This window comes from Candidatus Nitrosotalea okcheonensis (genome assembly GCF_900177045.1).
Lineage (GTDB): Archaea > Thermoproteota > Nitrososphaeria > Nitrososphaerales > Nitrosopumilaceae > Nitrosotalea > Nitrosotalea okcheonensis.
Window position 1 is genome coordinate 1562489 of record NZ_LT841358.1, and the last position, 25607, is coordinate 1588095.

Annotated in this window: 29 protein-coding genes and 1 tRNA gene; 16 read left to right on the plus strand and 14 right to left on the minus strand. The window is 40.9% G+C overall.

Annotated elements, in window-relative coordinates; all coding sequences use genetic code 11:
* Positions 1-53: 53 nt before the first annotated feature.
* Positions 54-464, plus strand: coding sequence for an HIT family protein (locus BQ3481_RS09225; protein WP_157927998.1), 411 nt, complete (start codon positions 54-56; stop codon positions 462-464).
* Position 465: 1 nt separating this feature from the next.
* Here BQ3481_RS09225 and BQ3481_RS09230 read toward each other — a convergent pair.
* Positions 466-539: transfer RNA gene (locus BQ3481_RS09230), tRNA-Gly, on the minus strand.
* A 52-nt stretch (positions 540-591) separates the two neighbouring features.
* On the opposite strand from BQ3481_RS09230, the gene BQ3481_RS09235 reads away from it, so the two are divergent.
* The 7 genes from BQ3481_RS09235 to BQ3481_RS09260 all read left to right on the plus strand — a co-directional run bounded on the left by BQ3481_RS09235 (position 592) and on the right by BQ3481_RS09260 (position 6876).
* Positions 592-765 (plus strand): primosomal protein N', encoded by a 174-nt coding sequence (locus tag BQ3481_RS09235; protein ID WP_157927999.1) that lies wholly within the window; start codon positions 592-594, stop codon positions 763-765.
* A 337-nt stretch (positions 766-1102) separates the two neighbouring features.
* Positions 1103-1492 carry a S6e family ribosomal protein gene (locus tag BQ3481_RS09240; protein ID WP_157928000.1) on the plus strand — a complete coding sequence of 130 codons (390 nt, stop codon included), beginning with the start codon at positions 1103-1105 and terminating at the stop codon, positions 1490-1492.
* 31 nt (positions 1493-1523) lie between these two features.
* Entirely contained in the window at positions 1524-2789 is a 1266-nt protein-coding gene (locus BQ3481_RS09245) for a translation initiation factor IF-2 subunit gamma (RefSeq protein ID WP_157928001.1), read from the plus strand.
* Entirely contained in the window at positions 2782-2964 is a 183-nt protein-coding gene (locus BQ3481_RS11775) for a PIN domain-containing protein (protein ID WP_231911782.1), read from the plus strand. Before BQ3481_RS09245 ends, BQ3481_RS11775 begins: the two co-directional genes overlap by 8 nt.
* Before the next feature lie 56 nt (positions 2965-3020).
* Complete coding sequence (locus BQ3481_RS11780) at positions 3021-3158, plus strand: PIN domain-containing protein (protein ID WP_231911783.1); 138 nt, start codon at positions 3021-3023, stop codon at positions 3156-3158.
* A 24-nt stretch (positions 3159-3182) separates the two neighbouring features.
* Positions 3183-3839 carry an MBL fold metallo-hydrolase gene (locus tag BQ3481_RS09255; RefSeq protein ID WP_157928002.1) on the plus strand — a complete coding sequence of 219 codons (657 nt, stop codon included), beginning with the start codon at positions 3183-3185 and terminating at the stop codon, positions 3837-3839.
* A gap of 163 nt (positions 3840-4002) precedes the next feature.
* Positions 4003-6876 (plus strand): peptidylprolyl isomerase, encoded by a 2874-nt coding sequence (locus tag BQ3481_RS09260; RefSeq protein WP_231911784.1) that lies wholly within the window; start codon positions 4003-4005, stop codon positions 6874-6876.
* Between the two features lie 8 nt (positions 6877-6884).
* Here BQ3481_RS09260 and BQ3481_RS09270 read toward each other — a convergent pair whose 3' ends face one another.
* Genes BQ3481_RS09270 through cobO form a run of 3 tightly spaced genes read right to left on the minus strand, consistent with a single transcriptional unit; the run spans position 6885 to position 8414 of the window.
* On the minus strand, positions 6885-7040 hold the full coding sequence (locus BQ3481_RS09270; protein ID WP_157928003.1) for an RNA-protein complex protein Nop10: 156 nt from the start codon (positions 7038-7040) through the stop codon (positions 6885-6887).
* A gap of 4 nt (positions 7041-7044) precedes the next feature.
* Entirely contained in the window at positions 7045-7842 is a 798-nt protein-coding gene (locus BQ3481_RS09275; RefSeq protein ID WP_157928004.1) for a translation initiation factor IF-2 subunit alpha, read from the minus strand.
* A gap of 41 nt (positions 7843-7883) precedes the next feature.
* A complete protein-coding gene (gene cobO, locus BQ3481_RS09280; protein WP_157928005.1) occupies positions 7884-8414 on the minus strand; it encodes a cob(I)yrinic acid a,c-diamide adenosyltransferase in 531 nt (176 codons plus the stop codon).
* 99 nt (positions 8415-8513) lie between these two features.
* On the opposite strand from cobO, the gene BQ3481_RS09285 reads away from it, so the two are divergent.
* Both BQ3481_RS09285 and BQ3481_RS09290 read left to right on the plus strand, forming a co-directional pair.
* Positions 8514-9743, plus strand: a complete 1230-nt coding sequence (locus BQ3481_RS09285) for a geranylgeranyl reductase family protein (RefSeq protein WP_157928551.1) — start codon at positions 8514-8516, stop codon at positions 9741-9743.
* On the plus strand, positions 9740-11095 hold the full coding sequence (locus BQ3481_RS09290) for a cobyrinate a,c-diamide synthase (protein WP_157928006.1): 1356 nt from the start codon (positions 9740-9742) through the stop codon (positions 11093-11095). Before BQ3481_RS09285 ends, BQ3481_RS09290 begins: the two co-directional genes overlap by 4 nt.
* Before the next feature lie 39 nt (positions 11096-11134).
* On the opposite strand, the gene BQ3481_RS09295 is transcribed toward BQ3481_RS09290, so the two are convergent.
* Positions 11135-11278 carry a hypothetical protein gene (locus tag BQ3481_RS09295; protein ID WP_157928007.1) on the minus strand — a complete coding sequence of 48 codons (144 nt, stop codon included), beginning with the start codon at positions 11276-11278 and terminating at the stop codon, positions 11135-11137.
* Positions 11279-11448: 170 nt separating this feature from the next.
* Between BQ3481_RS09295 and BQ3481_RS09300 the strand changes: the two genes are divergently transcribed.
* On the plus strand, positions 11449-11829 hold the full coding sequence (locus tag BQ3481_RS09300; protein ID WP_157928008.1) for a hypothetical protein: 381 nt from the start codon (positions 11449-11451) through the stop codon (positions 11827-11829).
* On the opposite strand, the gene BQ3481_RS09305 is transcribed toward BQ3481_RS09300, so the two are convergent.
* From BQ3481_RS09305 to BQ3481_RS09325, 5 genes are read right to left on the minus strand one after another with little or no spacing between them, the layout of a single operon-like run.
* Positions 11826-12464: a precorrin-8X methylmutase gene (locus tag BQ3481_RS09305; protein WP_157928009.1), complete on the minus strand. Its 639-nt coding sequence runs from the start codon at positions 12462-12464 to the stop codon at positions 11826-11828. The genes BQ3481_RS09300 and BQ3481_RS09305 overlap by 4 nt on opposite strands.
* Positions 12461-13207, minus strand: coding sequence for a sirohydrochlorin chelatase (locus BQ3481_RS09310; RefSeq protein ID WP_157928010.1), 747 nt, complete (start codon positions 13205-13207; stop codon positions 12461-12463). Before BQ3481_RS09310 ends, BQ3481_RS09305 begins: the two co-directional genes overlap by 4 nt.
* Positions 13204-14268: a cobalt-precorrin 5A hydrolase gene (locus tag BQ3481_RS09315; RefSeq protein WP_157928011.1), complete on the minus strand. Its 1065-nt coding sequence runs from the start codon at positions 14266-14268 to the stop codon at positions 13204-13206. Before BQ3481_RS09315 ends, BQ3481_RS09310 begins: the two co-directional genes overlap by 4 nt.
* Before the next feature lie 12 nt (positions 14269-14280).
* On the minus strand, positions 14281-15396 hold the full coding sequence (locus BQ3481_RS09320) for a cobalt-precorrin-5B (C(1))-methyltransferase (protein WP_157928012.1): 1116 nt from the start codon (positions 15394-15396) through the stop codon (positions 14281-14283).
* Positions 15397-15435: 39 nt separating this feature from the next.
* Positions 15436-15876 carry a J domain-containing protein gene (locus BQ3481_RS09325; protein WP_157928013.1) on the minus strand — a complete coding sequence of 147 codons (441 nt, stop codon included), beginning with the start codon at positions 15874-15876 and terminating at the stop codon, positions 15436-15438.
* A 142-nt stretch (positions 15877-16018) separates the two neighbouring features.
* Here BQ3481_RS09325 and BQ3481_RS09330 point away from each other — a divergent pair, with 142 nt between their 5' ends.
* Both BQ3481_RS09330 and BQ3481_RS09335 read left to right on the plus strand, forming a co-directional pair.
* The gene (locus tag BQ3481_RS09330; RefSeq protein WP_157928014.1) at positions 16019-17167 is read left to right on the plus strand and encodes an RNA-guided endonuclease InsQ/TnpB family protein; all 1149 of its coding nucleotides are present in this window, start codon (positions 16019-16021) and stop codon (positions 17165-17167) included.
* A 13-nt stretch (positions 17168-17180) separates the two neighbouring features.
* Positions 17181-18035: an SDR family oxidoreductase gene (locus BQ3481_RS09335; protein WP_157928015.1), complete on the plus strand. Its 855-nt coding sequence runs from the start codon at positions 17181-17183 to the stop codon at positions 18033-18035.
* Here BQ3481_RS09335 and metK read toward each other — a convergent pair.
* Together metK and BQ3481_RS09345 are read right to left on the minus strand one after the other, a co-directional pair.
* Positions 18012-19175, minus strand: coding sequence for a methionine adenosyltransferase (gene metK, locus BQ3481_RS09340; RefSeq protein WP_157928016.1), 1164 nt, complete (start codon positions 19173-19175; stop codon positions 18012-18014). The two genes, BQ3481_RS09335 and metK, sit on opposite strands and share 24 nt — an antisense overlap.
* A gap of 11 nt (positions 19176-19186) precedes the next feature.
* Positions 19187-19432 carry a U6 snRNA-associated Sm-like protein LSm6 gene (locus tag BQ3481_RS09345; protein WP_157928017.1) on the minus strand — a complete coding sequence of 82 codons (246 nt, stop codon included), beginning with the start codon at positions 19430-19432 and terminating at the stop codon, positions 19187-19189.
* A 125-nt stretch (positions 19433-19557) separates the two neighbouring features.
* On the opposite strand from BQ3481_RS09345, the gene BQ3481_RS09350 reads away from it, so the two are divergent.
* The 3 genes from BQ3481_RS09350 (at position 19558) to BQ3481_RS09360 (ending at position 23649) form a co-directional block, all read left to right on the plus strand.
* Positions 19558-20223, plus strand: coding sequence for an ATPase domain-containing protein (locus BQ3481_RS09350; protein WP_157928018.1), 666 nt, complete (start codon positions 19558-19560; stop codon positions 20221-20223).
* A 252-nt stretch (positions 20224-20475) separates the two neighbouring features.
* Positions 20476-23076: a DEAD/DEAH box helicase gene (locus BQ3481_RS09355; RefSeq protein ID WP_394336725.1), complete on the plus strand. Its 2601-nt coding sequence runs from the start codon at positions 20476-20478 to the stop codon at positions 23074-23076.
* A gap of 111 nt (positions 23077-23187) precedes the next feature.
* A complete protein-coding gene (locus BQ3481_RS09360) occupies positions 23188-23649 on the plus strand; it encodes a hypothetical protein (protein WP_157928019.1) in 462 nt (153 codons plus the stop codon).
* Here the strand turns inward: BQ3481_RS09360 and BQ3481_RS09365 are convergent.
* Positions 23621-23851, minus strand: a complete 231-nt coding sequence (locus tag BQ3481_RS09365) for a hypothetical protein (protein WP_157928020.1) — start codon at positions 23849-23851, stop codon at positions 23621-23623. The two genes, BQ3481_RS09360 and BQ3481_RS09365, sit on opposite strands and share 29 nt — an antisense overlap.
* A gap of 122 nt (positions 23852-23973) precedes the next feature.
* Positions 23974-25371 carry a single-stranded DNA-binding protein gene (locus tag BQ3481_RS09370; RefSeq protein WP_157928021.1) on the minus strand — a complete coding sequence of 466 codons (1398 nt, stop codon included), beginning with the start codon at positions 25369-25371 and terminating at the stop codon, positions 23974-23976.
* Positions 25372-25607 lie beyond the last annotated feature (236 nt).

The window sequence follows — 25607 nt, forward strand, 5'->3', positions numbered from 1 at the left end:
TTTATTCAGACGCTTCACAAAAGATTTAACGCTCATTTTACAATCAAGGATACATGGGATGCATTTTTTGCAATATAGTAAACGGGACAATTCCTGCAAAAAAGCTATATGAAACGAAAGACTCACTTGCCTTCCTCGATGCCTTTCCGCTTGCAAGAGGCCATACTCTTGTGATTCCAAAGAATCACTATGACAAGGTCCAGCAGATGAGCAAGCAAGACAATTTGGATCTCTTTGAAACAGTACAGGTGATGGCTGGACGGCTTGAATCGGTTTTTTCGTCGGTACTGATTGCAATCCATAACGGCAAAGAAAGTGGACAAGAGGTACCGCATGTGCATGTGCACCTAATACCTAGAAATGCTTCTGATGGTGCAGGTCCAGTTCATAGCATGTTTCCAAAAAGGCCATCCCTTGATGAAAATGAATTTGAAAAGATAGCGAAAATTATTGGAAATAAGTGAGTGCGGAGTGCGGGAATTGAACCCGCGACCTTCAGCTTGGGAAGCTGACGTCCTACCAGGCTGGACTAACTCCGCTGAATCAAAATTTGGCGTCTAACATTATATAGTTTGGTTGGCAAATTAATCCATGGATGCAAAATGTCCGGAATGTGATAAAGTTGCAATACTTGATGACGAGGTGACAAGTGTCAAATGTCCCCACTGTGGGTTTGAGGCAAAATATGATGACTATCTTAATTTGATGAGGCAAAAGGTTGGAGAACTGGCAGAAAACTTTCAGTTTGACAGGCCTGGTTTCTAGTTTACCAGAACGATCCCTTGTCTGAGCAATCCAAATGTGCTCCGCAATTTGTGCATATCATGTGGCATGCTTGCATTGAAACCATTGTTTTGTCACAGCGAGGACACTTGATTGGTTCATTCAATAAACATAGTAACGCGTTTGCATTTTTAAAAGATTTAGGTAACATTTGTCAAGTTGTCAGAATATGTAATAATTGCCAATTGCTATTCTGAGAAAATCATCTATTTCACCAGGTTCTGTCGAGTTTGTGGTGCACGTATCCAAACTCTACTTGACAAGTTATAACCTGACAGCTCCAAAGATTAATTAATAGTTTAAAGATTTTTTTTACTACTTGGCTACATTCAAGCTGAACATATCTGATAAGAAAGGAAGAACCATCACCAAAGAGGTAAAGGAAAAGGAGGCTGGACCATTTTTGGGTGTGACAGTTGGCACCGAACTTGATGCTGCATTGATAGGAGAAGCTGGCAAGCTAAAGATAACTGGAGGCAGTGACAAGTCTGGAGTTCCATTGAGAGCAGATATTCACGGTGGTGCAAGAAAATACATTTTGTTATCACAGGGTATTGGATTGCGAGATGCTGAAAACGGACAGCGAATTCGCAAACTTGTAAGAGGTAATACAGTGACAGAAGAAGTCTATCAGCTAAACTGCTCTTTTGATGGAGAGCTCAAGATAGAAGAAAAACCAGCTGAAGAATCTGCCGAGAAAAAGGCATAGGTTAACATATTCGTTTTTTTTATCTTTGTACGTGCATTGGAAAGAAACTCTTCCGGACTGGTATGTAAAAAAATATGGTTATCAGCCATGTGTAAACATTGGAACTGCGGGTCACGTCGATCACGGAAAGACTACTCTTATTCAAGCCTTGACTGGTGTGTGGACCAGCGCACATAGTGAAGAACTAAAACGAGGAATTACAATCAAAGTTGGTTATGCTGATGCTGCATTTTACAAGTGTAAGAGCTGTGAGGTTCCACTTGGTTATTCTGTAACACCAAAATGTAACAACTGTGGAAAGGAAAGCGAGCTGTCTCGTGTTGTAAGTTTTGTAGACAGCCCTGGCCATGAAAGCCTGATGGCAAACATGTTGTCCGGGTCTGCCTTGATAGATGGAGCGATGCTCTTGGTTGCAGCAAATGAAAAAGTTCCACAACCGCAAACAAAGGAACACCTTCTGGCATTGCAGACACTTGGGATAAAACAAGTTGTTATTGTTCAAAACAAAGTTGATTTGATATCGTATGAGCAAGCAATGGAAAACTATGCAGACATTGTAAAATTTGTCAAGGGTACAAGCGCTGCCAAGGCACCAATAATTCCAATATCTGCCCAGTCAAAACTAAACATTGATGCACTAATTGGTGCCATTGAAAATTCAATACCTACTCCTGAACGTGATGATAAAAAAGACACCGTAATGCATGTTCTTAGGTCATTTGATATCAACAAGCCTGGAACTAAGATTAAAGACATCAAGGGTGGAGTTATTGGAGGAAGTATCATTCAGGGAATATTCAAGGTAGGGGATGAAATTGAGATAAAGCCTGGCCTTCCCAATGAAAAGACTGGCAAATACGAATCAATCTTTACAGAGATTGCATCTCTTGGGACTGGCGCGGGAATAGTAAAGGAAGTAAAGGCTGGTGGATTGATAGCACTTGCAACTAAACTTGATCCTGCCATGACCAGAAGTGACTCACTGATAGGATCTGTGATAGGAAAACCGGATACTCTGCCAGAAAATTCTTACAGCGCAAAAATTGAGGTAAATTTGTTTGATACTGCAGTGGGCTCGGGCGAAGAGATCAAAGTCTCTGCAATCCAGACAGGCGAGTCATTGAGACTCAGTCTTGGTACTGCACCACTATTATCCAAGGTAACAAGTGTGAGGGGAAAAACAGTTGAACTACAGTTCAAAAGACCTGTGTGCATCTTTGAGAATAGCAAGGTGGCAATAAGTCGAAGAATATCTGAAAGATGGAGACTGATTGGTGCTGGTGTATCAAGTGGTTAAGGTAATTTGCGACTCTAGTTTTCTTGTACTTGTTGCCTCGACGAGGATAAAAAATATCCCAAATGTGGAGACAGAGATTGGGACCTTGGAGTATGTTGTACCAAACATGGTTGTACGAGAACTTGAAAAACTAGCTCTTGACGATAAAAAAAAAGCTCGGCCCAAAATGCGCTAAAAATTATAAAGAATTTTCAAACAATTGACATCTCGGGAGGATCTGTTGACGATGCCTTGGTCTCTTATGTAAAAGAAAATGGTGGAATAGTGGCTACAATTGATGCCAAGCTTAAGACAAGGATAAAAGAAAATGGAGGCTCGGTTCTTTCTGTTTCAAGTGACAAGATTGTTCTTGAGCCAAGTAAGCTTTAATTTTGGCAGAACGAAAATTAAACTGTGTTTGAATACAAGGGAGTCAAAATACAATGGCTTGGGCATGACTCTTTCCTGCTTACTGGAAATGTCAAAATAATGACTGATCCATTCAAAATAACAAAACAAGAAAAAGCTGACTTGATTTTAATATCGCACAATCACTTTGATCACTGCAACATAGACGATCTAAAAAATGTCTCAACGGGTGACACAAGCATTGTTGCTGCAAATGAATGCATTGACATGTTGAAAGGGTTTGCCTTTAAGGAAAAGATTGGAATCTCTCCCGGACAAGAAAAAACTGTGAGAGGCATCAAGATCAAGTCTGTTCGTGCATATAATCTGGACAAGATAAATCCTGATACCAAAAAACCGTTTCATCCAAAGGAGGATGATAAAATAGGCTTTTTGATATCGTTGAACGGCATCACAATATACCATACGGGCGACACTGACTTGATTCCAGAAATGTCTGATCTAAAGCCTGACATTGCCCTTGTACCTGTTAGTGGGACATATGTGATGACAGCACAACAAGCAGCCAAAGCAATAGAGATGATCAAGCCAAAAATTGCAATCCCAATGCATTATGGAACAATTGTTGGCAGCAAGAAAGATGCCCATGATTTTAAACAGCTGGTAAAATCTTGTGATGTTCAAATTGTTGCAAAAGAGTAGTGAATTTACTACAAACATTCCAACAGCTATCTTACTGTTTCATTGATTTGACTGATGTCTTTGCAGGCATCCTTTCTACAATTTCTCTGGCTGTTGTTTAGATAGATTTGATGATCTCTTCGCCATGGATTTATAAACAGAATACATTCACCCAAAAATTAGCTTGATCCAAGATGCCAAACTGTTCAGGGTGCGAAAATTTGATTTTCATTTGAGGCATCTGCTTGTAATTGGAATTCTTGCAATTTCATTTTCCATTTCTGCAATGGTTAGGTCCCAGGCTGCTGATTATGGATTTCAACTAAACGAATTTGATCCGTTCTTTAATTATCGCGCAACACAATACTTGCTTGACAATGGGCTAAATGCATATGTTCATTGGCACGATACAATGAGTTGGTATCCAGCTGGACGAGATGTTTTTGCTACTGCCCAAGTTCCATTGCATGTAACTGATGCAGTTTTGTTTAAAATATTTGGCGGCGGAATGAGTCTCTATGACTTTACCATAATTTTCCCAGTAGTCTTTGGTTCTATGACTGCAGTAGTGATATTTGCCCTAGTACGAGTTTTGGCTGGTACAAGTGCGGGGCTCTTTGCATCACTCTTCTTTGCCCTGTCTCCGCCAATCATAGTCAGGGGAACAATTGGCTGGTTCAAGTCTGAACCTCTCGGTTTGTTTTATGGTCTGCTGGGAGTTTACCTGTTTCTTAGTGGAATAAAATCGGAGAACAAGAAAATTGCAATATCGAAATTAGTAGGTGGTGGATTCTTTCTTGCAATAGGTTTTGCATCATGGGGTGGAATAGAATTCTTCCTGCTTCCGCTTGGCATATTTTTCATTGCACTGCCTTTCCTACGAAAAGATCACAATTTCCTGCTCTGGGCAGTTCCATTGTTTGTAATAGTAACCATGGCAATATCTGGAGGAGTATTTGCAAGACCGGGACCATCCTTTGTGTTTGGTATAAGGGGACTGGTAATGATTGGACCTGCCATATTGCTTGTCATAATAATTTTCATTCAAAAGTATAGCAAAGAGCAACATCGCATACGTAACAGCCTGCTTGTAATGGTTGCACTGCTGATAATAGGTAGTGCAGTCTTGTCTGCAACTGCTCTTGGTACCGTAAGCTTCCGTTATCTTAATGCAATGAATCCCTTTTTGACTTCAGAAGATCCACTGGTTGATTCTGTTGCAGAGCATGCCACCCCCACACTTGCACAAAACTTTAGCTACTTTTCGGTACTGATGATTTTTGCGGGCCTTGGAATATGGCTTGTGTTTAGAAAAAAGAACGGGGACCAGAACGCATCAAGATTTTCTCTTAAAAATGAGATGATTGTATTTGCGTTGATAATTGGTATTGCTGGGGCATATGCGGGATCGACTTTCTCTAGATTAGAATTGCTTACTGCAACTTCCATAATCATACTTTCATCCATAGGTCTTGCAGTACTTGTAACAGATATTTTCAAACGGGAAAACAAGCCGGTTCAAGTTGTGGAACCGTCAAAGAAAGGAGGCTCGTCAAGAAAGGAAACTCCTGTAAAGAAGACAATAGATTTGCTTGGAAGAGTTCCAAAGATAGCATTTGTTGCAGTCATTGTGGCATTACTAGTTGTTCCAGCTCTGTACCCTGCCAATGCAAACTGGATAGTAATGACCAAGTCTCCGCCTACAATTCTTAACGGGGGATCAAATTTTGCCATCGCTACTGATGACTGGCCAGATGCCATGAATTGGATTAAAAATAATACTCCGGCAAATTCCGTAATTGCCTCCTGGTGGGACTATGGATATTGGATCCAGACTTTGGGAGGAAGAACTACACTTGCTGATAATGCTACAGTTGATACAAACGTCATAGCCAACATTGCAAGGATTCTTCTGAGTTCTCCTGATAAGGCATGGAATATGCTAAACAAGGCAGGTGCAAACTATGTCCTAGTTTACGTTGTAGGCCAAAAGTTTACCTCAAGCAATCAGGACCTTTACATACTTGGAGGTGGAGGAGACGAGAGCAAGAAACAGTGGTTCATGAAAATAGGAGGCCTTGATTCGTCCAAATACCTACAAGATGATTCCTTTACACCCACTGACTATTTCTGGCACGATACTTTGCTTGGACAGATGTTTCCGTTTACTCCTCTAACATACTATAATCCCAACACCCACAACGAGTCGCCTACATATACTACGGGCTATACTGCAATTTACTCAAAGACCATCAAATATCCTGCAAATGGAACAGGGCCACTACGCCTAGTGTATTCATCCCCAAGTTTGGACAGGAAAGACTCGGGTGTCTTTTCTGGTGTATTGATTTATCAGGTCAATCCTGATTACAAGCCTCAAGCAAACTCCAGTACATCACAAGGAAACAGTTCCAGTACACTAGGGGGAATTAGCTCCAGTACATTGCAAGGAAACAGTTCCAGTACATTGGGGGGAATTAGCTCCAGTACATCACAGGGAAATAGTTCTACCACTATCATAAAACCTGCAACCGCCACAGGTAGCGGTGGAAATATTGCAGTGATTGATACAAAATTTGGAGAGATAAAATTCAAATTATTTGATAACGTTGCACCCAAGACAACTGCAAACTTTGTCAAGCTTGCAAATTCTGGTTTCTATGACGGGACCGTATTTCACAGAATAGTGCCTGGATTTGTAATACAAGGCGGTGATCCTAATACGATAAAAGGTGACAGGAGCACTTGGGGACTTGGAGATGCGGGATATACAATTCCTCCAGAATTTAGTACCAGCCTGAATTTCACAAAATACATGGTAGGCATGGCCCGAGGCAGTGATCCAAACAGTGGCAGCTCCCAGTTCTTTATCACACTTGGTGACGCTCCATGGCTAAATGATCAGTATACTCTATTTGGTCAAGTCATATCCGGCCAAAATGTTGTTGATCAAATTGCATCACTGAAGACAAGTCCTAACACTAACCAGCCAGTGGATGCTGATTCTGCACGCGTATCAAAAATCAGTATAGAGTCGTCTAACAGTACTGCAAAATAAAACTGGCTTTACTTGTATCTATCTGAAATGCGATACCTTGCATACTTGTCATCTGGGGAATATTTTCCTGGATGGACAGTGACAGTTGGGTGTCCACATTTGGGGCACTGGTCTTTTAGGGTGTATCTCTTACAATCTGTACATTTTCTCATCTGAAAGTGCATTCTGCTATCCTTCTCTTGTCTTCTTTGATTCTTCCCTTGTAAACTTGAAGGTGCCCCCCTTCTTCTCTATTGCATCCTGGACAGCAGAAAGAATTGGTTTTAGTTCCTTTTCTGCCTCCTTGAAGTTTGGAGCAGTAAGAGTAATGCGGTACTTGGGAGCCCCGATATACGTCACAGAGATCTCCTGTTTGTTTGCAGTAGCATCAATTAATGCATGCTTGATTATTTCAATGCCGTTTGACTTGTTGCATGTAATCTCAAATATTCCGCGTATTTCAACATGGGGAACTTGGATCTTTGCACCAAGTTCTGCAATTACAGCCAATGCCTTTGGAGGTATGCTGAGATTATCTAGAATGGATATTCCTTTTGCCGAAACTTCTGAAAATGCGTCATATACAGAACCAAACTTGTCAACTAGAACATTTTCTAATTTTGTCATCTCGGATGCAGACAAGCTGACGCGAGACTTCATGTTTTCAATAAGGGCTTCTTCTTTTTCGCCGCGCTTTATCTCTAAAAGTTTCTTCTTTTTTTGATCAGACGATACTTGTTTTAGTGACAAGTCTATTTCAGAACGTCGTGGGTCTACACGTTTTACAAGCAGGACTTTTTTCTCTCCTGTCTTGAGGAACTTTGCTACATTTCTTATCCAGCCGGTAGCAATTTCTGAGACATGCAAGAACCCTTGTATGTTGTTGAACTCGTCAAGGGAGACATATGCTCCCTGATCTACTATCCTTGTTACAGTTGCAATAACAATCTCTCCCACCTCGGGGAAATCTTGGACAGTTGTCGTCATGGCTTTCAAATTTATCGTACATAATTTAATGTTGCTGCTGACTAGAAGTCAATTCCTTTTTTTGCTTTTATCCCAGACTTGAATGGATGTTTTATTTCTCTCATTTCGGTAACGAGATCTGCTTTTTCTATCACTTCGTCTTTAACATGATTTCCTGTAAGGACCAAGTTGACATCATCTGGTTTGTTTGAAATAATCTCCAAGACATCTTTTAGATTTACTAGGCCTAGATTTACTGCATAATTTATCTCGTCTAATATTATAATGTTGTATTTTTTTGAATTGATCTTTTCTTGTGCAATCTTGAGTGCCTCCTCTGCCACTTTTTTATGATCCTCAATTGGGCTCTTGTCGTCTAATATTCCCACAAAGCCCTTGCCTACTGCGGTGAGCTCAAACTCTGGCTCAAGCCTCTTTGATGATGTCATCTCGCCATAATGCCAAGAGCCCTTGATGAACTGTATCATGCAGACTTTGTGGTCATAGCCTACTGCGCGAAGAGCCATTCCAAGGGCTGCTGTTGTCTTTCCCTTTCCCTTTCCTGTGTAAACTATGACCAAACCCTTTGACATGAAATATTTTTTTGTGCGCTAGGTAAAAAGATTGGGTTGGAAAAAACCAAGGCAAAACCACAGCTTAAAATGTTGCATGACAAAAATTTGAGTACACAAATGGCTAAAAATTACAATTATGATGTACTAGTTGTAGGGGGAGGCCCGGCAGGCCTGTCAGCAGCGTGGGGTGCTGCAAAAAAAGGCCTCAGTGTTGCGGTGCTTGAAAGGGACGAGGCAATTGGACAAAATGTCAGGACAAGTGGTGTGACATGGATAAAGGAGGCAAAATCATTTGGAATTCCGTCCGAGTGTTACAACGAGATAAGCAACTATGCTTTCTACTCTCCAAATAATTATGTGATAAAAAAAAGTGAGACTGCCCAGGCAGCAGTCTTGGATGTGCGAAAGACATACCAGTTTCTTGCATATCAGGCTGCAAGTGAGGGGGCAGACATTTTTTTGCGGACCAATGTAACTGATGTAATAAAAAATGAAAAGGAAAAGTTAAGCGGTGTCAAGGCTACCTCGCTCAAAGAAGAACTGGTTTTTAATTCAAAACTTGTCATTGATGCAAGTGGTTTCTACTCTGTTGTTGGAAGATCTCTTGGAATTGCTTTGCCGTGGAAAAGATTTGGTGCAGGTGCAGAGTATGAAGCCTATGTCGACAAGGTAAGCCCAGACACGTGGCACCTCATGGTTGGCTCGCAGTATTCTCCTGCAGGCTATGCATGGGTTTTTCCCTTGGGAAAAAACAAGGTCCGCATAGGGGTAGGTGTTGGCAAGCCCAACTCCCAGGCAGATGCCAGCAAACTTTTGATCGAGTTACTTGAAAAAAGGCCAAAACCTCTAGATGACCTTGGAAGAATTGTTCCAGTAGAGTTTCATTATGGTCTTATTCCCAACGAAGGACTACGCGAGTCTACAATAGATGATAACCTGATAATGGTTGGAGACTCTGCGGGACAGGCAAACCCGTTGGTCCTGGAGGGAATTAGATATGCAATTGAGTTTGGCAGGGCTGCGGGAAAAATTGGAGGAGAGTCTGTGGTTCGGGGGGATGCGTCAAGGGAATCGCTGAAATCCTATGAAGAAACAATGAAAAAAGCAATAGGATCAAAGATTGCAGCTGCAGTAAAGGTCCAGTACAGGTGGTTGAACCTAAGCGACCAAGAATGGGACAAGGAGATTGAAATCATCGGTGAACTTTCTGCTGAAGAATTTCTTGATTTTATCAAGGCAGACTTTGGCATGACAAGCATGCTCAAACTTGCTGCACACCATCCAAAACTTGCACTGCGCCAACTCTTTCAAATTATAAAAAACACTGGCAAAGATTCTGAGGCATGAATATACCAAGAATTGTTGTTGCTGGTGCCACAAGCGGCGTAGGAAAAACATCTATAACAACTGCGATAATACATGGACTAAAGGAAAGAGGGTACTCGGTCCAGCCGTTCAAGGTGGGGCCGGACTTTATTGATCCTAGCTATCTAAGTGCCGTCTCAGGAAAAATTGCACGCAATCTTGATTCATGGATGATGGGAAAAAATACAGTCCTTGAGAACTTTGTCCAAAATTCGCAAGAAGATATTTCCATAATTGAGGGCGTGATGGGATACTATGATGGGTTTAGCGGCAAGTCAAGCTTTGCAAGCACATACGATGTTGCAAACATAACAAAATCAAATGTAATTCTTGTCTTGGATGCAAGCAAGGCTGCCCGCTCTGTTGCTGCAACTGCACTGGGATTTAAAAATTTTGAGAAAAACTCTAGAATATGCGGTATAATCTTGAATAAAATTGGAAGCAAGAAACATGAGACTCTGTGCAGGGATGCGCTAAAAAAAGTAGGGCTTGAAGTACTTGGTGTGATTCCACGTGACAACGACCTAAATCTGGAATCGCGACATCTTGGCCTTGTACCTGTACGGGAGAAACAATACCTTGACAAAAAAATTAAATCAATTGCCAAGTCACTCTCAGGTTTTATTGAGGTTGAAAAAATTATCAAGCTTGCAAGAAATGGGCCCAGTCTGCCAAAAATTCCTCTCAGAAAAAATGAGAAGATACAGACAAGGATTGCAGTGGCACTTGACGAGTCCTTTAATTTCTACTATCAGGACAATCTGGATGAACTGCAAAGACTTGGTGCAGAACTTGTGTTCTTTAGCCCCATCTCGGACAATAAAATACCTCCCTGTGCTGGTATCTACATTGGCGGTGGATTTCCAGAGGTCAAGGGAGACTTGCTTCAAAAAAACAAGACCATGATGAGACTGGTAAAAAAATATGCGGAAGATGGCATGCCAATTTATGCAGAATGTGGAGGGCTGATGTACCTGACCAAATCCATAAGATACAAGTCTGGAAAATTTACAATGGTTGGGCTTTTTGATGCTGTAACAGTAATGGAAAAGAGGCTAAAACTGAATTACACCAGTGCCAAGGCTAGGGCCAAGTCTCCATTTTCATTACAATCAAAGACTGTCAGGGGCCACGAGTTTCATTATTCGGAACTTGATCTGTTGCCCAAGGATTCTACATTTGCATATGACATGTCAATTGGCATTGGCATAAAAGACAAAAAAGATGGCCTGACCGTACACAATACGCTTGCATCATACATGCATGTGCACTTTGCCAATTCTCCAATTGCTGCCAACTTTGTAAAGTCATGCATCTCTTATTCGAGAAAGTAGGAATAGATCTTTTGTTATTATTGGGCCTCGCTTACAGAACTAGTCTCCAGATAATTTTGATTCCAAATCACTGATGGCATTACGATTTTGATCAAGATATGCAATCAAGTCGATACTAAATTTATCAAGATATAGCACGGCCATACTTTTACCGTCATCAGAGAGTAATTTTCTTTTTACCAATTTTCGGGCTATCTCGTCAAAACTCTTTCTAGTTTTATATGATGTTGCTATTTTTTGCCAGTGAATCTTGCTTCTTACTTTTTGTAAACTGGTATAAACCGTTTACACAGAACAAGCTTGCACAAAAAACAAAATTAAATTTTAGAACACTACAAAAAGTTTTAATTCATTTGGGGCAAGTCCAAACAGTTCTTCAAGATAATATGATTGACATTTCAGATTTAGACAATGTGAAAATTGTGCGAATGAAAGAACGGACTGGCTTGACATCATTTCCCGAAAACATGCAAAAAATGATCATAAAAACACTATACTATCCTACTGCATCAAGAGAAGAAGAAATACTGATTCACTTACTTGTACGAAGAGCCATATCAAAAGATTCTGCGATACATATTCCAGAAGACACTGTATTGAAAGAATTGTTGGAAATGGAATATGTCACAAAAACAAAATCTTCTTCATACTATCTAACACCGGACGGAATTATGGCGGCAAAAGGCGCACTAAAACTATATCCAGAACTAAAAGAGATCAAGGGATCAAACTAGGAAGACTTTCTTGCTGCAAGAATTTTGTACAATGCGTTAACAATTGCAGATGCACATGGACTGCCTCCCTTTCTGCCGATGTTTGTGATGTATGGAACATTGCTTGCACGAAGCTCGTCCTTTGACTCGACTGCACAGACAAATCCAACTGGGATTCCAATCACAAGTGCAGGAGATGTCAGGCCCTCCTTTATCATCTGTACTACCTCGACAAGTGCAGTGGGGGCATTGCCTATTGCCACTATCCCGCGATTCATTTGCTTGGCTGCAAGTCTCATTGAAGTCTGGGCGCGTGTCTTGTTGAGTTTTTTTGCTTCCTCTATTACAATAGGATCTGATATGTTGCATATCACCTGATTCCCAAACTTTTTCATGTTGTCCTTGTTAAAACCGCCTATAACTCCATTGACATCAACTACTATGTTGCAGCCTTTCTGCAACGCATCTATGGCACTCTGTATTGCATCTTTGTGAAAAACCACCTTGTTATCTCTTGCAAAGTCAAAATCTGCAGTGGAATGGATTATCCTCTTTACTATTGTCCACTCGTCAGGAGAGTATGGGTGGGTGCCAATCTCGCTGTCTATTATTTCCATGCTCTTGTCTTCAATTGACTGGCCCTTTTGTGTGATCATGTCTCTACCTCCTGAGCCCTTTCAATAATAAGGTCAACCATCTTCTGGTCAGTCCCTAGATGCTGTGTTATCAAGACTTGGTTCAACTTGTGTTTCTCTAATGCGGGCTTGAGGTCAGCATTGATATCTGTTTTTACATGTGCGCCCTCGTGTAAAAAATAAAATACAACCACTAGGACCTCTGGATCTCTTTTCTTGCACATTTGTATTCCCTGTTCTATGTTTGGCTCTTCGATCTCAAGAAAACAATAATCTACATTTCTGTAAGAGCGGCCAAGCTCATCTACTACATATTTTATAGACATTTTTGCATTGGGGTCTTTACTTCCATGTCCTATTACCAAGACATCTATCTTGTTGTCTGGCAGCAAAACCTTGCCCTTGTCAAGCGCTGACTTGATTCTGTTTCTGACCAGATTCACAAGTGTCATGTGCATGGACATGGGTTTTGTGACAAGAAATTTTACATTTGTTGCTGACTGGTACTTTATGACCTCTGTAACAGCTGCCTTTACCTTTTTTCCTGGATACAAAAAGTATGGAACTATGGTTAGTGAATCGATATCGCTTTTTAGGCACTTTTTAATTCCGTCATCAATGTATGGCGGGGTTACCTCTAGGAAACAATATTCTGCAAAAGCATATCCACCTTTCTTCTTTGCTTCCTTGCAGATAATCTCAAGCTCCTCTGATGCTTCTCTTTCCTTGCTTCCTCTGTCTATTAGTAACAGGCCCCGTTTCAACTTGCTCTCCTTGCTATTGCAATTGTGAGGTTGGGGGGGAACTTGTGTTTTTGTACAACCAGCTCTCCGCCTGAGGCCTTGATTGCAGAAGCCTCTGATACACTTGGCGTACCCTCGAATGTTTGTACAACATCTGAAGGGTTTGGTATGCTGATTGCACAAAGATCTGTCTTGTCAAAATACTCTAATGGTACTTTCATCTCGCTTGATAATTCCTGCAATCCCTTTACGTCCGCTTCTTTTTTAATTGATGCAAACTTGGCAACTGATCTTGGACTCATTTGAAACTTTGAGAGGCAAAAATTCATCCCTTCCCTAATGGTATCCTTTGTAGTGTCCCAGTGCAGGCCAACTCCCACAACCAGGGTCTTTGGCCTGTAAATGACAACACGTCCCTTGATCTTGCTATTTTCTATAATCTTGTCTGAAATGACAAGAAATCCCTTGCAGTCAGATGTCATCATTTCATCAAGCGACTTGTAAATGTGGACGTTCTTTGGAAGCTCTTTTTTTGGCATCCACCAGTCTTTTTCACCCGCATCCTGGAAGACTCCTATTTTTTCTTCGTTTACCATGAATGCGCTAACTTTGGTTACACTTGAAATATCGTCAATCTCCCAGCCAAACTCCTTTCCAAGCAGGTCGACTGCAATTGTCTTGTTTACATCTGCTGCTGTAGTGATGACAGGAATGGCGCCAAGGGTGGAACCTATTTTTTCTGCAAGCTCGTTTGCCCCTCCCAGGTGGCCTGAAAGCGTGCTTATGACAAATTTTGCAGTATCATCTATTACCACCACTGCCGGATCTGTCTTTTTGTCCCTCATATGCGGGGCAATCAATCTGATCACTGCACCAAGAGAGAAAATGCATACTAATGCCTCATTGTTTTCAAACAATTCTTTTATTTTCAAAGTGGTGGATTCGTCAAACCACTGGATATCTTTTCCGTCTTGTCGAAGCTTTGATGGTGAAAATATCCTCCATGTGGAAAAGTGTTTCTTGAGTAAAGTTGCTATCTCAATACCGTTTTTTGTTATTGCAATTATTGCTACATTGTCCACAAAGTTGTCTTGTTAGGTCTCAAGATATTTGTTACGCCTTGGATAAACTCCAATAACCATGCCGTCAAAATCAAACATTATGACCTCGATCTCAAACTTGTTGTCAGAATATTTTCCTAGCTGCTTGTGGGCCTCTTCACATATAATATCAAAATAGCCGGAAATATTTTTTTCATTGATTATCTCAAATACATGTCTTGCCGTGTTTGCTTTTTTTATGCTGTCCACTACATCTTGCGGGGCACCACACCTTTTTGCAAGCTCTGAGAGAAATACCATGTCAACCTTTGAGCCCTTGACGTGGGTCTGCTTTACGCCCATCGACATCTTTGCAAGCTTTCCTATGAATCCTGCAACATGTGCTTTTTTGATTCCCTTTTTAGCACAAACCTGGACTGTATACCCTGAAAAGTCTCCCATCTGGACAAAGCAGTGGTCTGGCAGATCAAAGAGTTTCCTTGTAAAATCCTCGCTTCTTCCGCCTGTTGTTAATATCACAGTATCGTCTCCCATCGCTCTTGTGACCTCGATGCTTTGCCTGATTGATGCTGCAAAAGACGCAGTTGAATATGGTATCACTATGCCGCTTGTTCCAAGAATTGAGATGCCCCCAAGGATTCCAAGTCTTGGGTTGTCTGTCTTGATGGCAAGATCCTTTCCCTTTGGAACTGATATTATTATCTTGATTCCATTTTTTGTAAGGATGTTTCCTGCAACCTCCAAAACATTCTCATTGATCATTTTTTTTGGAGTTGGGTTTATTGCAGCAGCCCCAATGTCTAGTCCAAGCCCTGGCTTGGTAACCCTGCCAACACCCTCTCCCCCGTCAAGCTCTATCTTGCCAATGTTTCCAGTAAGCGTAACCTGTGTTCTTATCTCTGCCCCATGAGTCACGTCTGGGTCGTCCCCGCCGTCTTTTATTACGGTACATGTTGCACTTTGTTTTGAAAACTCGCAATTTTCTATCTTGATCTGAATTTGTGATTTTTTTGGCAGTGTTACATTGACAAAATCTGTTTTACTTTGATTTATGATTGAAAGCAATGCGGCTTTTGCGCCAGCTGTTGCACATGTTCCCGTCGTAAAGCCTGTTCTCATATTTTCCTTTGGCTTGTCTTCTTCTGACATGAGATTGACTTTGTTTTCTTGCGTATTAATCCGTTAAGGTCATTTCAATATTGTAGATAAAATTATCCACAGGGCCACTGCTCCAAGACCTCCATAAAGTATGAGGTGAGTAATCATTGGCGAGCCCTCTTTTTCCTGGTTGTGTTCATAATCTTGTGAATCTTGGGCTCCAAAGTTGCGTCTAAACTCTGTAAAGTTTGGCCCAAAGTGAAACTCTTCATTTTCTGTCTTGTCATATTTTTTCCAAAAATCGGAATACTTGGTAGCCACCTCGCTTTCTGAAATCTTAACTTTTTTCTTTTCTTCGCTTCTTAGTTGCTGATATGCCTCTGTCACCCTCTTGAACTTCTCCCCGTTGACGTCATCCTTGTTCCTGTCTGGGTGATATTTCAGGGAAAGCTGCCTGTATGCATTTTTTATCTCCTTCTGGGATGCTCCTGCCTGGACGCCTAGGATCTGGTGACAGTCTGCCGTGTTCAAGTATGATATGACATGGTACAAAGACCAAAATTAACTTTGGTGAGCGAGAAATCTGACATGCTTTAGCAGTGTGATGAAAGTGAACTTGAAATCAACAATGATATTTTTATGTCAATATTATACATAAAGAACAGAAAACAAAATGAGGAACTACAAGTTCAGACTGTATCCAACAGTATCACAAGAAGATGTATTGGTGAACAATATCAATGTGTGTAGGTGGGTTTACAACAAATTCATTGATTATTCAAAGAAAGGATCTGTTTCCCAGTTTGATCTACAGGACTATCTGATGGAATTGAAACAACAGGAATCTTGGCTATACAACTACCATTCCAAGATGTTGCAAATGGTATGTGTACAGATGTCTGGATCTCAAAAAACATTAAAATCATTAAGAGAAAATGGCAGAAAGACTGGCAGTCTGAGGTTTGCAAGATATGGAGAATATAGAACTTTTATCTACAACCAGTCAGGATATAAACTGGAAAATGGTAAACTAACACTTTCAAAAATAGGAGATATCAAGATCAAACAACACCGTACCATTCACGGTAAAATCAAACAGGTAATAATAACTAAAACAAAATCAGGTAAGTGGTATTGCTCTGTATCTTGTGAATTAGACAAGACACAGCCTCCAATAATTAATTTCAAAAAGTCGGTTGGAATAGATGTGGGCATCAAGAATTTTGCATACGATTCTGATGTATTCGTAGAACCAAACCCACTGAATCTAAAATTATTGAAGCCATTGGTCAGAATGCAAAAAAAGATGGCAAGGAGAAAGTATGGATCAAACAACTATCTCAAGGCAAAGAAATGGTATCAAATAATGCATGAAAGAATAGCAAACAGGCGAAAAGACTTTCATCATAAACTTTCAACAATATACGCAAGAAAATATGATGTAATAGTTGTTGAAAAACTAAACCTGATTGGCATGGTGAAGAACCATCACCTAGCAAGAAATATCCTGGATTCTGGATGGAATGGTTTCCTACAAAAATCGGAATACAAAACCAAAATGTTGATCAAAGTTGATCCAAGAAATACCTCAGTTGAATGTAGTGAATGCAAAACCAAAGTTCCAAAGACTCTGGCAATCAGGATACATAGTTGTCCTCAGTGTGGGTTGGAAATAGACAGGGATCATGACGCCAGCATAAATATTTTGCATAAAGTAATACCGTCGGAAAGACGGGAATCAACGCCTGTAGAGATCTCAAAGAGGTCAATGGCTCAGGAATCTCATGTCTTTAGACATGGGCAGTTCACTTTGTCGGCATAACGTGTGCTTTTGTATGAATCGATTAGTTGTGATATCAGGCGCAAATGGTTTTGTGGGAAGAAACGTAGGAATGTTTCTCTCAAAGAATGGATTTCAAACTATATCACTTGTACGCAAGGGCAAGACCGTAACCTTTGGAAAAACAATAACATCTGAAACACTTTCTGAGAACAGTCTTGTATCAAAGATACGCGGCTCTGATGCACTGTTGCATTTTATTGGCAAGGGGATGCAGACTGTAAACTCTGACTATACCGTAAATGTTGGTCTTGCAAAAAATGCCGTTGCACTATGCAAAAAGGCAAAGATAAAAAAAATAATTTACATCAGTGGCCTGGGAGTTGACAAACATACCACACTTGGATATTTTATTTCAAAATACAAGGCAGAGCAAGAAATTATTCTCTCCGGGCTTGATTATACAATTTTTCGCGCATCATATGTGATAGGAAGAGACGATCCGCTGTCAAAGAATCTGAAGCAACAGCTGGAAAAGGGGCAAATGATAATTCCTGGCTCTGGCAATTATGTGTTCCAGCCAATCTTCATTGATGATGTATCCCGCGTCATAACCATGGCCCTGGAGGAAAAAAAATTCTCAAGAAAAATAATTGATCTGGTGGGACCGCAGGTGGTAAGCTATAATACTTTTGTAAAAAAATTTCTGCATGGAAATAAAATAAGGGTGAAAAAGATAGACTTTGAGAGGGCGTATCATGATGCACTGCATAACAGGGGACCGTTTGGTATTGATGATCTTGGTATCATGATAGGTAGCTATGTTGGCAATCACAAAAAACTTGCCAGTCTTGCGCAGATGAAATTTACAAGATATGATACTGTGCTAAAGGCCAGAGGCCTGTCTTAGTACATCTGCCTTGTCTGTCTTTTCCCAGCTAAACTCTGGCTCTGCCCTTCCAAAATGGCCATATGCCGCACTCTTTCTGTATATTGGATTCTTTAGTTTTAGATGGGAAATGATGGAAGAAGGGCGCATGTCAAAATGCTTTCTTACAATATTTTCAATCTGTTCTTCGGGGATCTTGCATGTGTCAAATGTATCTACAGTTAGAGAGACTGGTTCTGCTACTCCTATTGCATATGCAACTTGGACCTCGCACTTGTCTGCAAGTCCTGCCGCAACTACATTCTTTGCAATGTATCTGCACATGTAGCACGCCGACCTGTCTACCTTTGACGGATCTTTTCCAGAAAATGCACCGCCTCCATGTCTCCCCATGCCACCATATGTGTCCACAATTATTTTTCTTCCGGTGAGCCCTGCATCCCCTGGGGGACCACCTATGACAAATCTGCCCGTTGGGTTTATGTGAATTTTTATCTTGTCATTCCACAGCTGGCCGCAGACTGGCTTGATTACTTTATCGATTATCTCTTTTCTAATTTGTTCATTTGTTACATCTGGGGAATGCTGCGTTGAAATTACAATTGCATCTATGCGCTTTGGTTTTTCATTTTCGTACTCTACTGTAACTTGGGACTTGCCATCTGGTCTTGCCCATGGAAGTTCTTTTTTCTTTCTTGCTTCTGCAAGACGTTTTGTAAGCTTATGTGCAAGCAAGATTGGCATGGGCATCAAGTCTTCTGTTTCATTTGTTGCATAGCCAAACATGAGGCCCTGGTCTCCCGCTCCTTGATCTTTATTGTCATTGGCAGTGACTCCAACTGAAATGTCAGGGCTTTGTGCATGAAGCGACACCAGAACGCTACAAGACTCGGAATCAAAACCATATAATGGATTGTCATATCCAATTTCTTTGATAGTTTTTCTAACTACATCTTGGATGTCAAATCTTGCCTTTGAGGTAACCTCTCCTGCTACTACCACAACACCTGTTGTGGTTAACGTTTCCACTGCAACTCTTGAATCTGGGTCTTGTTTTAGGAACTCGTCCAGAATTGCATCGGATATCTGATCGCAGATCTTGTCTGGATGGCCCTCTGTGACTGATTCTGAAGTAAAAAGATAGCTTCTATGAGAGGCCATGATAAAATTTCCTATAACTCATTTTCTAATTTTATGAAAAGTACGTTGTTTCCCCTTACAATTACTCTGCCATAATTTGCAACTATTTTGCCATTGCTTATCTCTTCTGCATCTGTCATGATCAAGTTCATGTATGAATCCACATTGTTCATCTTACCCTTGTACTCGATTTCACTTTTTAGTCTAACTGTAACTTTTTTGTTAATGCCTTTTTGCAATGTTGTTAAAGGTCTTTTTGGAGTTGCTGCTTGTGACAATCACACATCACTTGTCACCACTGCTTGAAATAGGGAATAAAAGGGTTCTGTTAATGTTCAATTTGCAAGTTAATGAGAACCAAAGCCTTACCTATTACAACTTACACTTTGATTTGTGATAACTCTTGGTTAGATTGATTTCCACTGGCATTTTGGGACTGGATGATTTGTTGGGAGGCGGCATAGCATCTGGTACGATAACTGATATTTTTGGGCCCGGAGGAAGCGGTAAAACACAACTTGTGATGCAAATTTCCCTGAACTCGTTGCAAGATGGCACTGTACTATACCTGGATGCCACTGGAGGATTTCGGCCAGAAAGGATGTTGCAGCTAATCCGGTTGCAAAATTTAGAGCCCTCGCTTCTTGATGATGTCATTGTGGCACGCATGACAAATACTGCAGAACAACTAGAATATGTCAAAAAAATTTCTGAGATGAAACCCAACTTGGTTGTGATAGAAAACATAACAGACTTGTTTGCGTTCGAGTATTCCAAGGAAGCAAATCTGCTTGAAAAACATGTTAGATTCATGGAGTACATGCATGAGCTTAGCCTGACTGCAATCAGCACCAAGATTCCTGTTGTTGTAACCAATATGGTACGAAGTATCGATGGAATAGAGATTGAAAACTTGAACAAGTCAATTAGCATGTTTACCCACAAAAAGATAAAACTTGAAAAAGACGGCAAAGTGTTCAAGGCCCAAGTTTTTCCCTCGTTTGGAAAAAGAAAAGAGATATTGTATACCATAACTGAGGCGGGATTGATGCAGGTCTCTACACCTTAACCTATTTATCACTCTGGTAACATCAAAACCGCATGGCAGGAATTTTTGGCTATATACCAATTATCGCTGCAGTCCTATTTGGTATTGGTTTAGTTGGTGTAATGGTATACGAGCGATCTAGAACAAGACAAAGCAAAGAACCAGAATCTACCGCTTGAGCTAGAAGAAAAGTTCCGCAATCTTGGTTTTGAACACCTTACCGAGATACAGCAAAAGGCTGTACCTGTAATATTTCAAAAAATTGATTCCTTGGTGGTTGCACCAACTGGCTCTGGCAAGACAGAGACTGCAGTAATTCCAATATTTTCGCGAGTTGCACGTTCTAGAAAAGAAGGGAAAATCAAGGTACTGTACATCACTCCCCTTCGAGCGCTGAACAGGGATGTTTTCAAGAGAATTATCAAGTATGCTGAAAATGAAGGACTGCGAATTGAGATAAGACACGGGGACACGTCGCAATCCATGAGGCGCAAGATAAACCTGGCCCCGCCTGACATCTTGATTACAACCCCTGAAACTCTAATCATACTGCTTACACAGCCTGTGATGCTTCATGCCCTTGATGAGATTGAATGGATGATAACAGATGAGGTGCATGAGCTATTGGGAAATGAGAGAGGGGCCCAGCTCTCACTAAGCCTTGAAAGGCTCCAGGCAAATACCAAATATTCCATGACAAGAATAGGGCTGTCTGCAACAGTAGGCAACACTGCCGAAGCCGCCAAGTTTGTTGTAGGGACAAAAAGAAAATGCAAGATAATTGAGGACCGCTCGATTCGAAAATATGATGTTGAGGTAAAGTACATCGAGGGTACCATTACTGATGTAGTGGACCATGTCATTGAATATGTTACAAAAAACTATCCGTCATCTCCTGTCTTGCTGTTTACAAATACCAGGGGCGAATCCGAGTATATTGCATCGGTACTAAAGGAGCGCTCTAGCATTACAATAGATCTTCACCACGGCTCTCTTTCCCAGCAGGTTAGAGAAGAAACTGAAGACACCCTGCGAGCTGGCAAGCCTGGAATAGTTGTATGTACATCTTCGCTTGAGCTTGGCCTTGACATTGGATCTGTTGAACTTGTGATTCATTATGGTTCGCCAAGACAGGTGTCAAAACTCATGCAAAGAATTGGCAGGAGCAGGCATACGCGCGGGTCGTCAGCAAAGGGACTGATTGTGACAAACAACCCGGATGATGAAATTGAGGCGCTGGCAATACTGGAGCGTGTCAGGGAAAAGTCCATTGAGGATCAGATAGTCCATGACGGTGCACTGGATGTTCTTGCACATCACTTGGTTGGGATGAGCATGCAGTTTGGCAAGATGTCGCTTGATTTGGCATTGGACATGATAAAACAAGCCTACTCGTTTCGAAATGTAACCATAACAGAAATCATCGAAGTGCTTGAGGTTTTGCACAATGGAAACATTGTATTCTTTGACAAGGAAGAGATGACCTTTACAAAAAAAGGCCGCTCGTTTAGGTACCACTTTGAAAACCTATCTACCATTCCCGACATTTTAAAATTCAAGGTCTTCGATACCGCATCCAAGAAAATTATTGGAAGCCTTGACCAGAGGTTTGTTGGGGACAATGGGGAGCAGGGCAGTGTCTTTGTACTGCGTGGGATGCAGTGGAGAATACTAAACGTTGATGACAGCTCGCTCAAGGTAAACGTGGAACCGATATCATCTGCTGGAATAAATGTTCCATACTGGGAGGGCGAGAACATCCCTGTTGACTATACCACTGCAAGAAAAGTCGGCATGGTTAGGACCAAGACAATTGTAGCACATTTTACAAATAAGGTGATTGACAACCTAAAGCTTGGAACCATTCCGGATGAAACAAACATTCTAGTCGAGTCGCAGAGGGTGCGAAATACAATTGTAATACATTCCTGCTTTGGTACAAGAATAAACTCTACTCTTGCAATGCTGCTTTCTGCAATGATATCTGCAAAGAGTGGATACTTGGTTGATTCAAGATCTGATGCATATAGGATAATGCTGTCATCAAATGGTAGAATACTGGAGCAGGCGGTGCGTGATGTTGTATCTGATGAATACGACCTGCAGGATATAGTGCAGGCCTCGCTTGCAGGAACTCACAACGTAAACTGGAGAACATGGTGTGTTGCAAAAAAGTTTGGAATAGTTGGAAGAGAGGCAGTATATGACAGAAAGTCTGCAAGATTCTTGTATGAGAAATATTCCAAGACTGCACTTGCAAAGGAAGCCCTGCGGGAACTATATCACGACAAGTATGACTTGGAAAACACATCGCAGTTGTTACAAAAAATAAAATCAAATGAAATCAAGATAACATGGGTTGAAGTTGATGGTTTTACAAAACTTGCAGAACCGATATTAGATCATACTACAAAATACTATGCATCGCCTGCAAACATGGACAAGGGAATACTTGACTTGGTAAAAACACGGCTGATGAAGACACGGCACAGGCTTGTGTGTGTAAGATGTGGCAAGTGGGAAAAAGTGGTAGAGACAGGACAGGTAAATGAGATCCCGTCATGTCCATACTGCAAGTCACGGCAGATTGCGGCAACGTTTTACTCTGACTATGACCTGCCAAAAATTGTACAAAAAAAAGTTGCAGGAAAAAAGATAACTGCTGAAGAGGGTCACAAGTTTGCCAGGGCATGGAAGGTGTCATCTCTTCTTGCAAACTTTGGCAGGACTGCACTTGTTGTGATATCAGGATATGGTGTGGGTGCTGACACTGCTGCAAGGATATTGCGAAACATGATATATGAGGAAGAGGTGTACAAGCAAATTTACGAAGCAGAAAGGCAGTATGTAACCACCAGGGGCTTTTGGGACTAGATCTTATTTTCTGTTGATTGTGCTGATCTTGCTACGTTTGAAAAGATCCTGACACATGGTTGAAAATCGGTATTCAAATGTTTTAAAATTATGCAACCATACAGGTGATCCTTGGTTGCAGGTAAGATGAGGTTTCCTTCTGGAATTAGGTTTGTTGAAAAAAATGACATACACAAGCACATCAAAAGTTTTGTTTCTGAAATGGATGAATTTACCTTGGCAGATTATTATCGATGGAGTCTTGAAGAAAACTCTCATGTTATTGTAAGAGAAATAGATGGAAATATCTCAGCAATTCTGTATCTGTCTATACATGATGATCACATAATGATTGAAATGGTTGTACGCAACAAAGAACTTGTATCCAGTAAAGGTTCTGGTGGAGATTTGATCAAAGCTGTTGAAACAATTATAGCTCGTTATTATGAAAAAAATGAAATACGTTTGGAAGCTATGGAGCAGGTGGCAGATTATTATGCAAAATTTTTGAAATATGAAAAATATGGCGAACCCTACAAAGATCCTGACTGGGGATTGCTTGTACCTATGAAGAAACTGTTATCTCGTTTTTAGATTTTGAATGTATTTGTTTAGGATTTACTGCAAAAACTCCTGCATCTGGTTCTGCACGTATCTCCTCCACGTATTTTTTTATCATGGGATGCTCTTTTAGGTACTCACTAATTATTCTGGAAACCTTTACGTCATTGTCCATTGCGGCCCGTATTATTGCAGAGTGTAATTCTGGAGTCAGGGATATGCTAATCTTTTTCATACCATAGTATGACTATGGTAGGATATAAATATAATTGATGAAATTTTGTACATTCAAAATTTTTCCAATTTTGCAGTTTTGATTCTTTATCTGAGGTGCAGAAATTTTTTGTTATGATGAATCTAGTTTTTGCGCGTGATTGCAGAGTATGCCGTAAGGAATAGTTCTGTTCGGCCTTCTAGTCCTGCCTTGGCGTTTACTGCAGTAACTGTAATGATTTCACCCTGTGTGAACTGTTCCAATAACCTTGCCTGTGACCTCCAGCCCTTGAGCCAGATTTGTCCGGTGTCATCCTCGATGAATGTCTCGGAAAGCAATACGGTTTCTCCAGTCTTTGTCTGGATCTCGCGCTTTTCTGGAGCTTTTAGAATTATTGCTTCTACACAGTATAATATCTCGGCTGGTTTTACATCCTTTATCTTTGTTCTAATCTCTGACAATGTTGGGATACCTTGATCAGCTACTTTTCTTACAAACGAGTCGCCCTCTAACATGATTGATTTTCCATAAACCTTTGATGGCATACATTCCACTACATCTCCGATTGAAAGATCTTTTGTTATCTGTGCCATGTCTGATATACTTACAAGCTTCTTGTCCTGTGTTGTGCCAAGGATCAGCGTGTTTCCAGAATCGCTTTTTGTCATGGATAAAATTCTAATGGTAATAGGCTGGATCTCTGCAGCTCCCTCTATCTCTAGTACCGTCCCTTCATCTCCATGGATCTCAAGACCCATCTGGCCAACCTTTGTCTTTACTCCAATCAGTCTTGTCTTTGCACCAGATGTTACAACTTTGGGTATCGTGCTTTCGTCCTTGTTCCATAGTACAACTCGCATTATGTTTCCATCCTTTCCCTTTAGTCTGAGCTGGAGTGACTTGCCTGGCTCTCCCTTGAAGTTTGTAAATTCCGTTGTTCGAAGATTTCCGTCAAGAATTCCTGTAACCACTAGGTTCTGCTGGTTCTCTTTTACGTTGCTTACATCATCTGTTATTGCATCCAAGGATGGTATAGCACTTGTTGTTCCATTTGGTTCTATGTTAGAGCCAGAACCCACATTGATTATTGGATTTCCCTTCATGTCTGATTTTACATAGGCCTTGATTATCTTGACCAAGTCTCCTGGTTTGAGGTTCTCAATTCCCGGCAAGTTTGCCTTTTCATCCCACAACTTTACCTGCGCTCGTGAATCACCGTCATATACTGTCATGGTACGCAGCAAAAACTGGGAACCGTCCTTGCGGGAAAATTGTTTTATTGGATAAACATTCATCACTCTGGTTGCAAGCGTTATTTCCTTTGCACCGACATAGAGGTCCTTGAGGCCCATCTCCACCTTCAGGGGCTCGTTTAGCGATACTCCAAGATCTGATGCTATCAGAAACAGTGCACCCTGGTCTGTTAGATATCCTGCACCGATCTTTTCCTTCTTTCTTTGGATGAGCTCGTCTATCTGTGCCTTGGTAACATCGGGTCTTTGCTCTAATAGTTTGCTTAACAACGAATCAAATTCTGACAATGAAATCTTGATGGAATGTGTATGATATAAAAATTGTTTTAGACAAGCGATCTTTTTTGATATTAATCCATAATTTCGTAGGTGATTGCCAATTATCCAACACACAATACATAATCTATCAATAATGAAAAGGTATCAGTGTCCCTGTTGTTGTATACAATTCCATTTCCTTGATGTAAAGCAGAAACTTGTCCAGACTGATACCGTAATATTTTACCATTCCTTCCTTCGCAAAT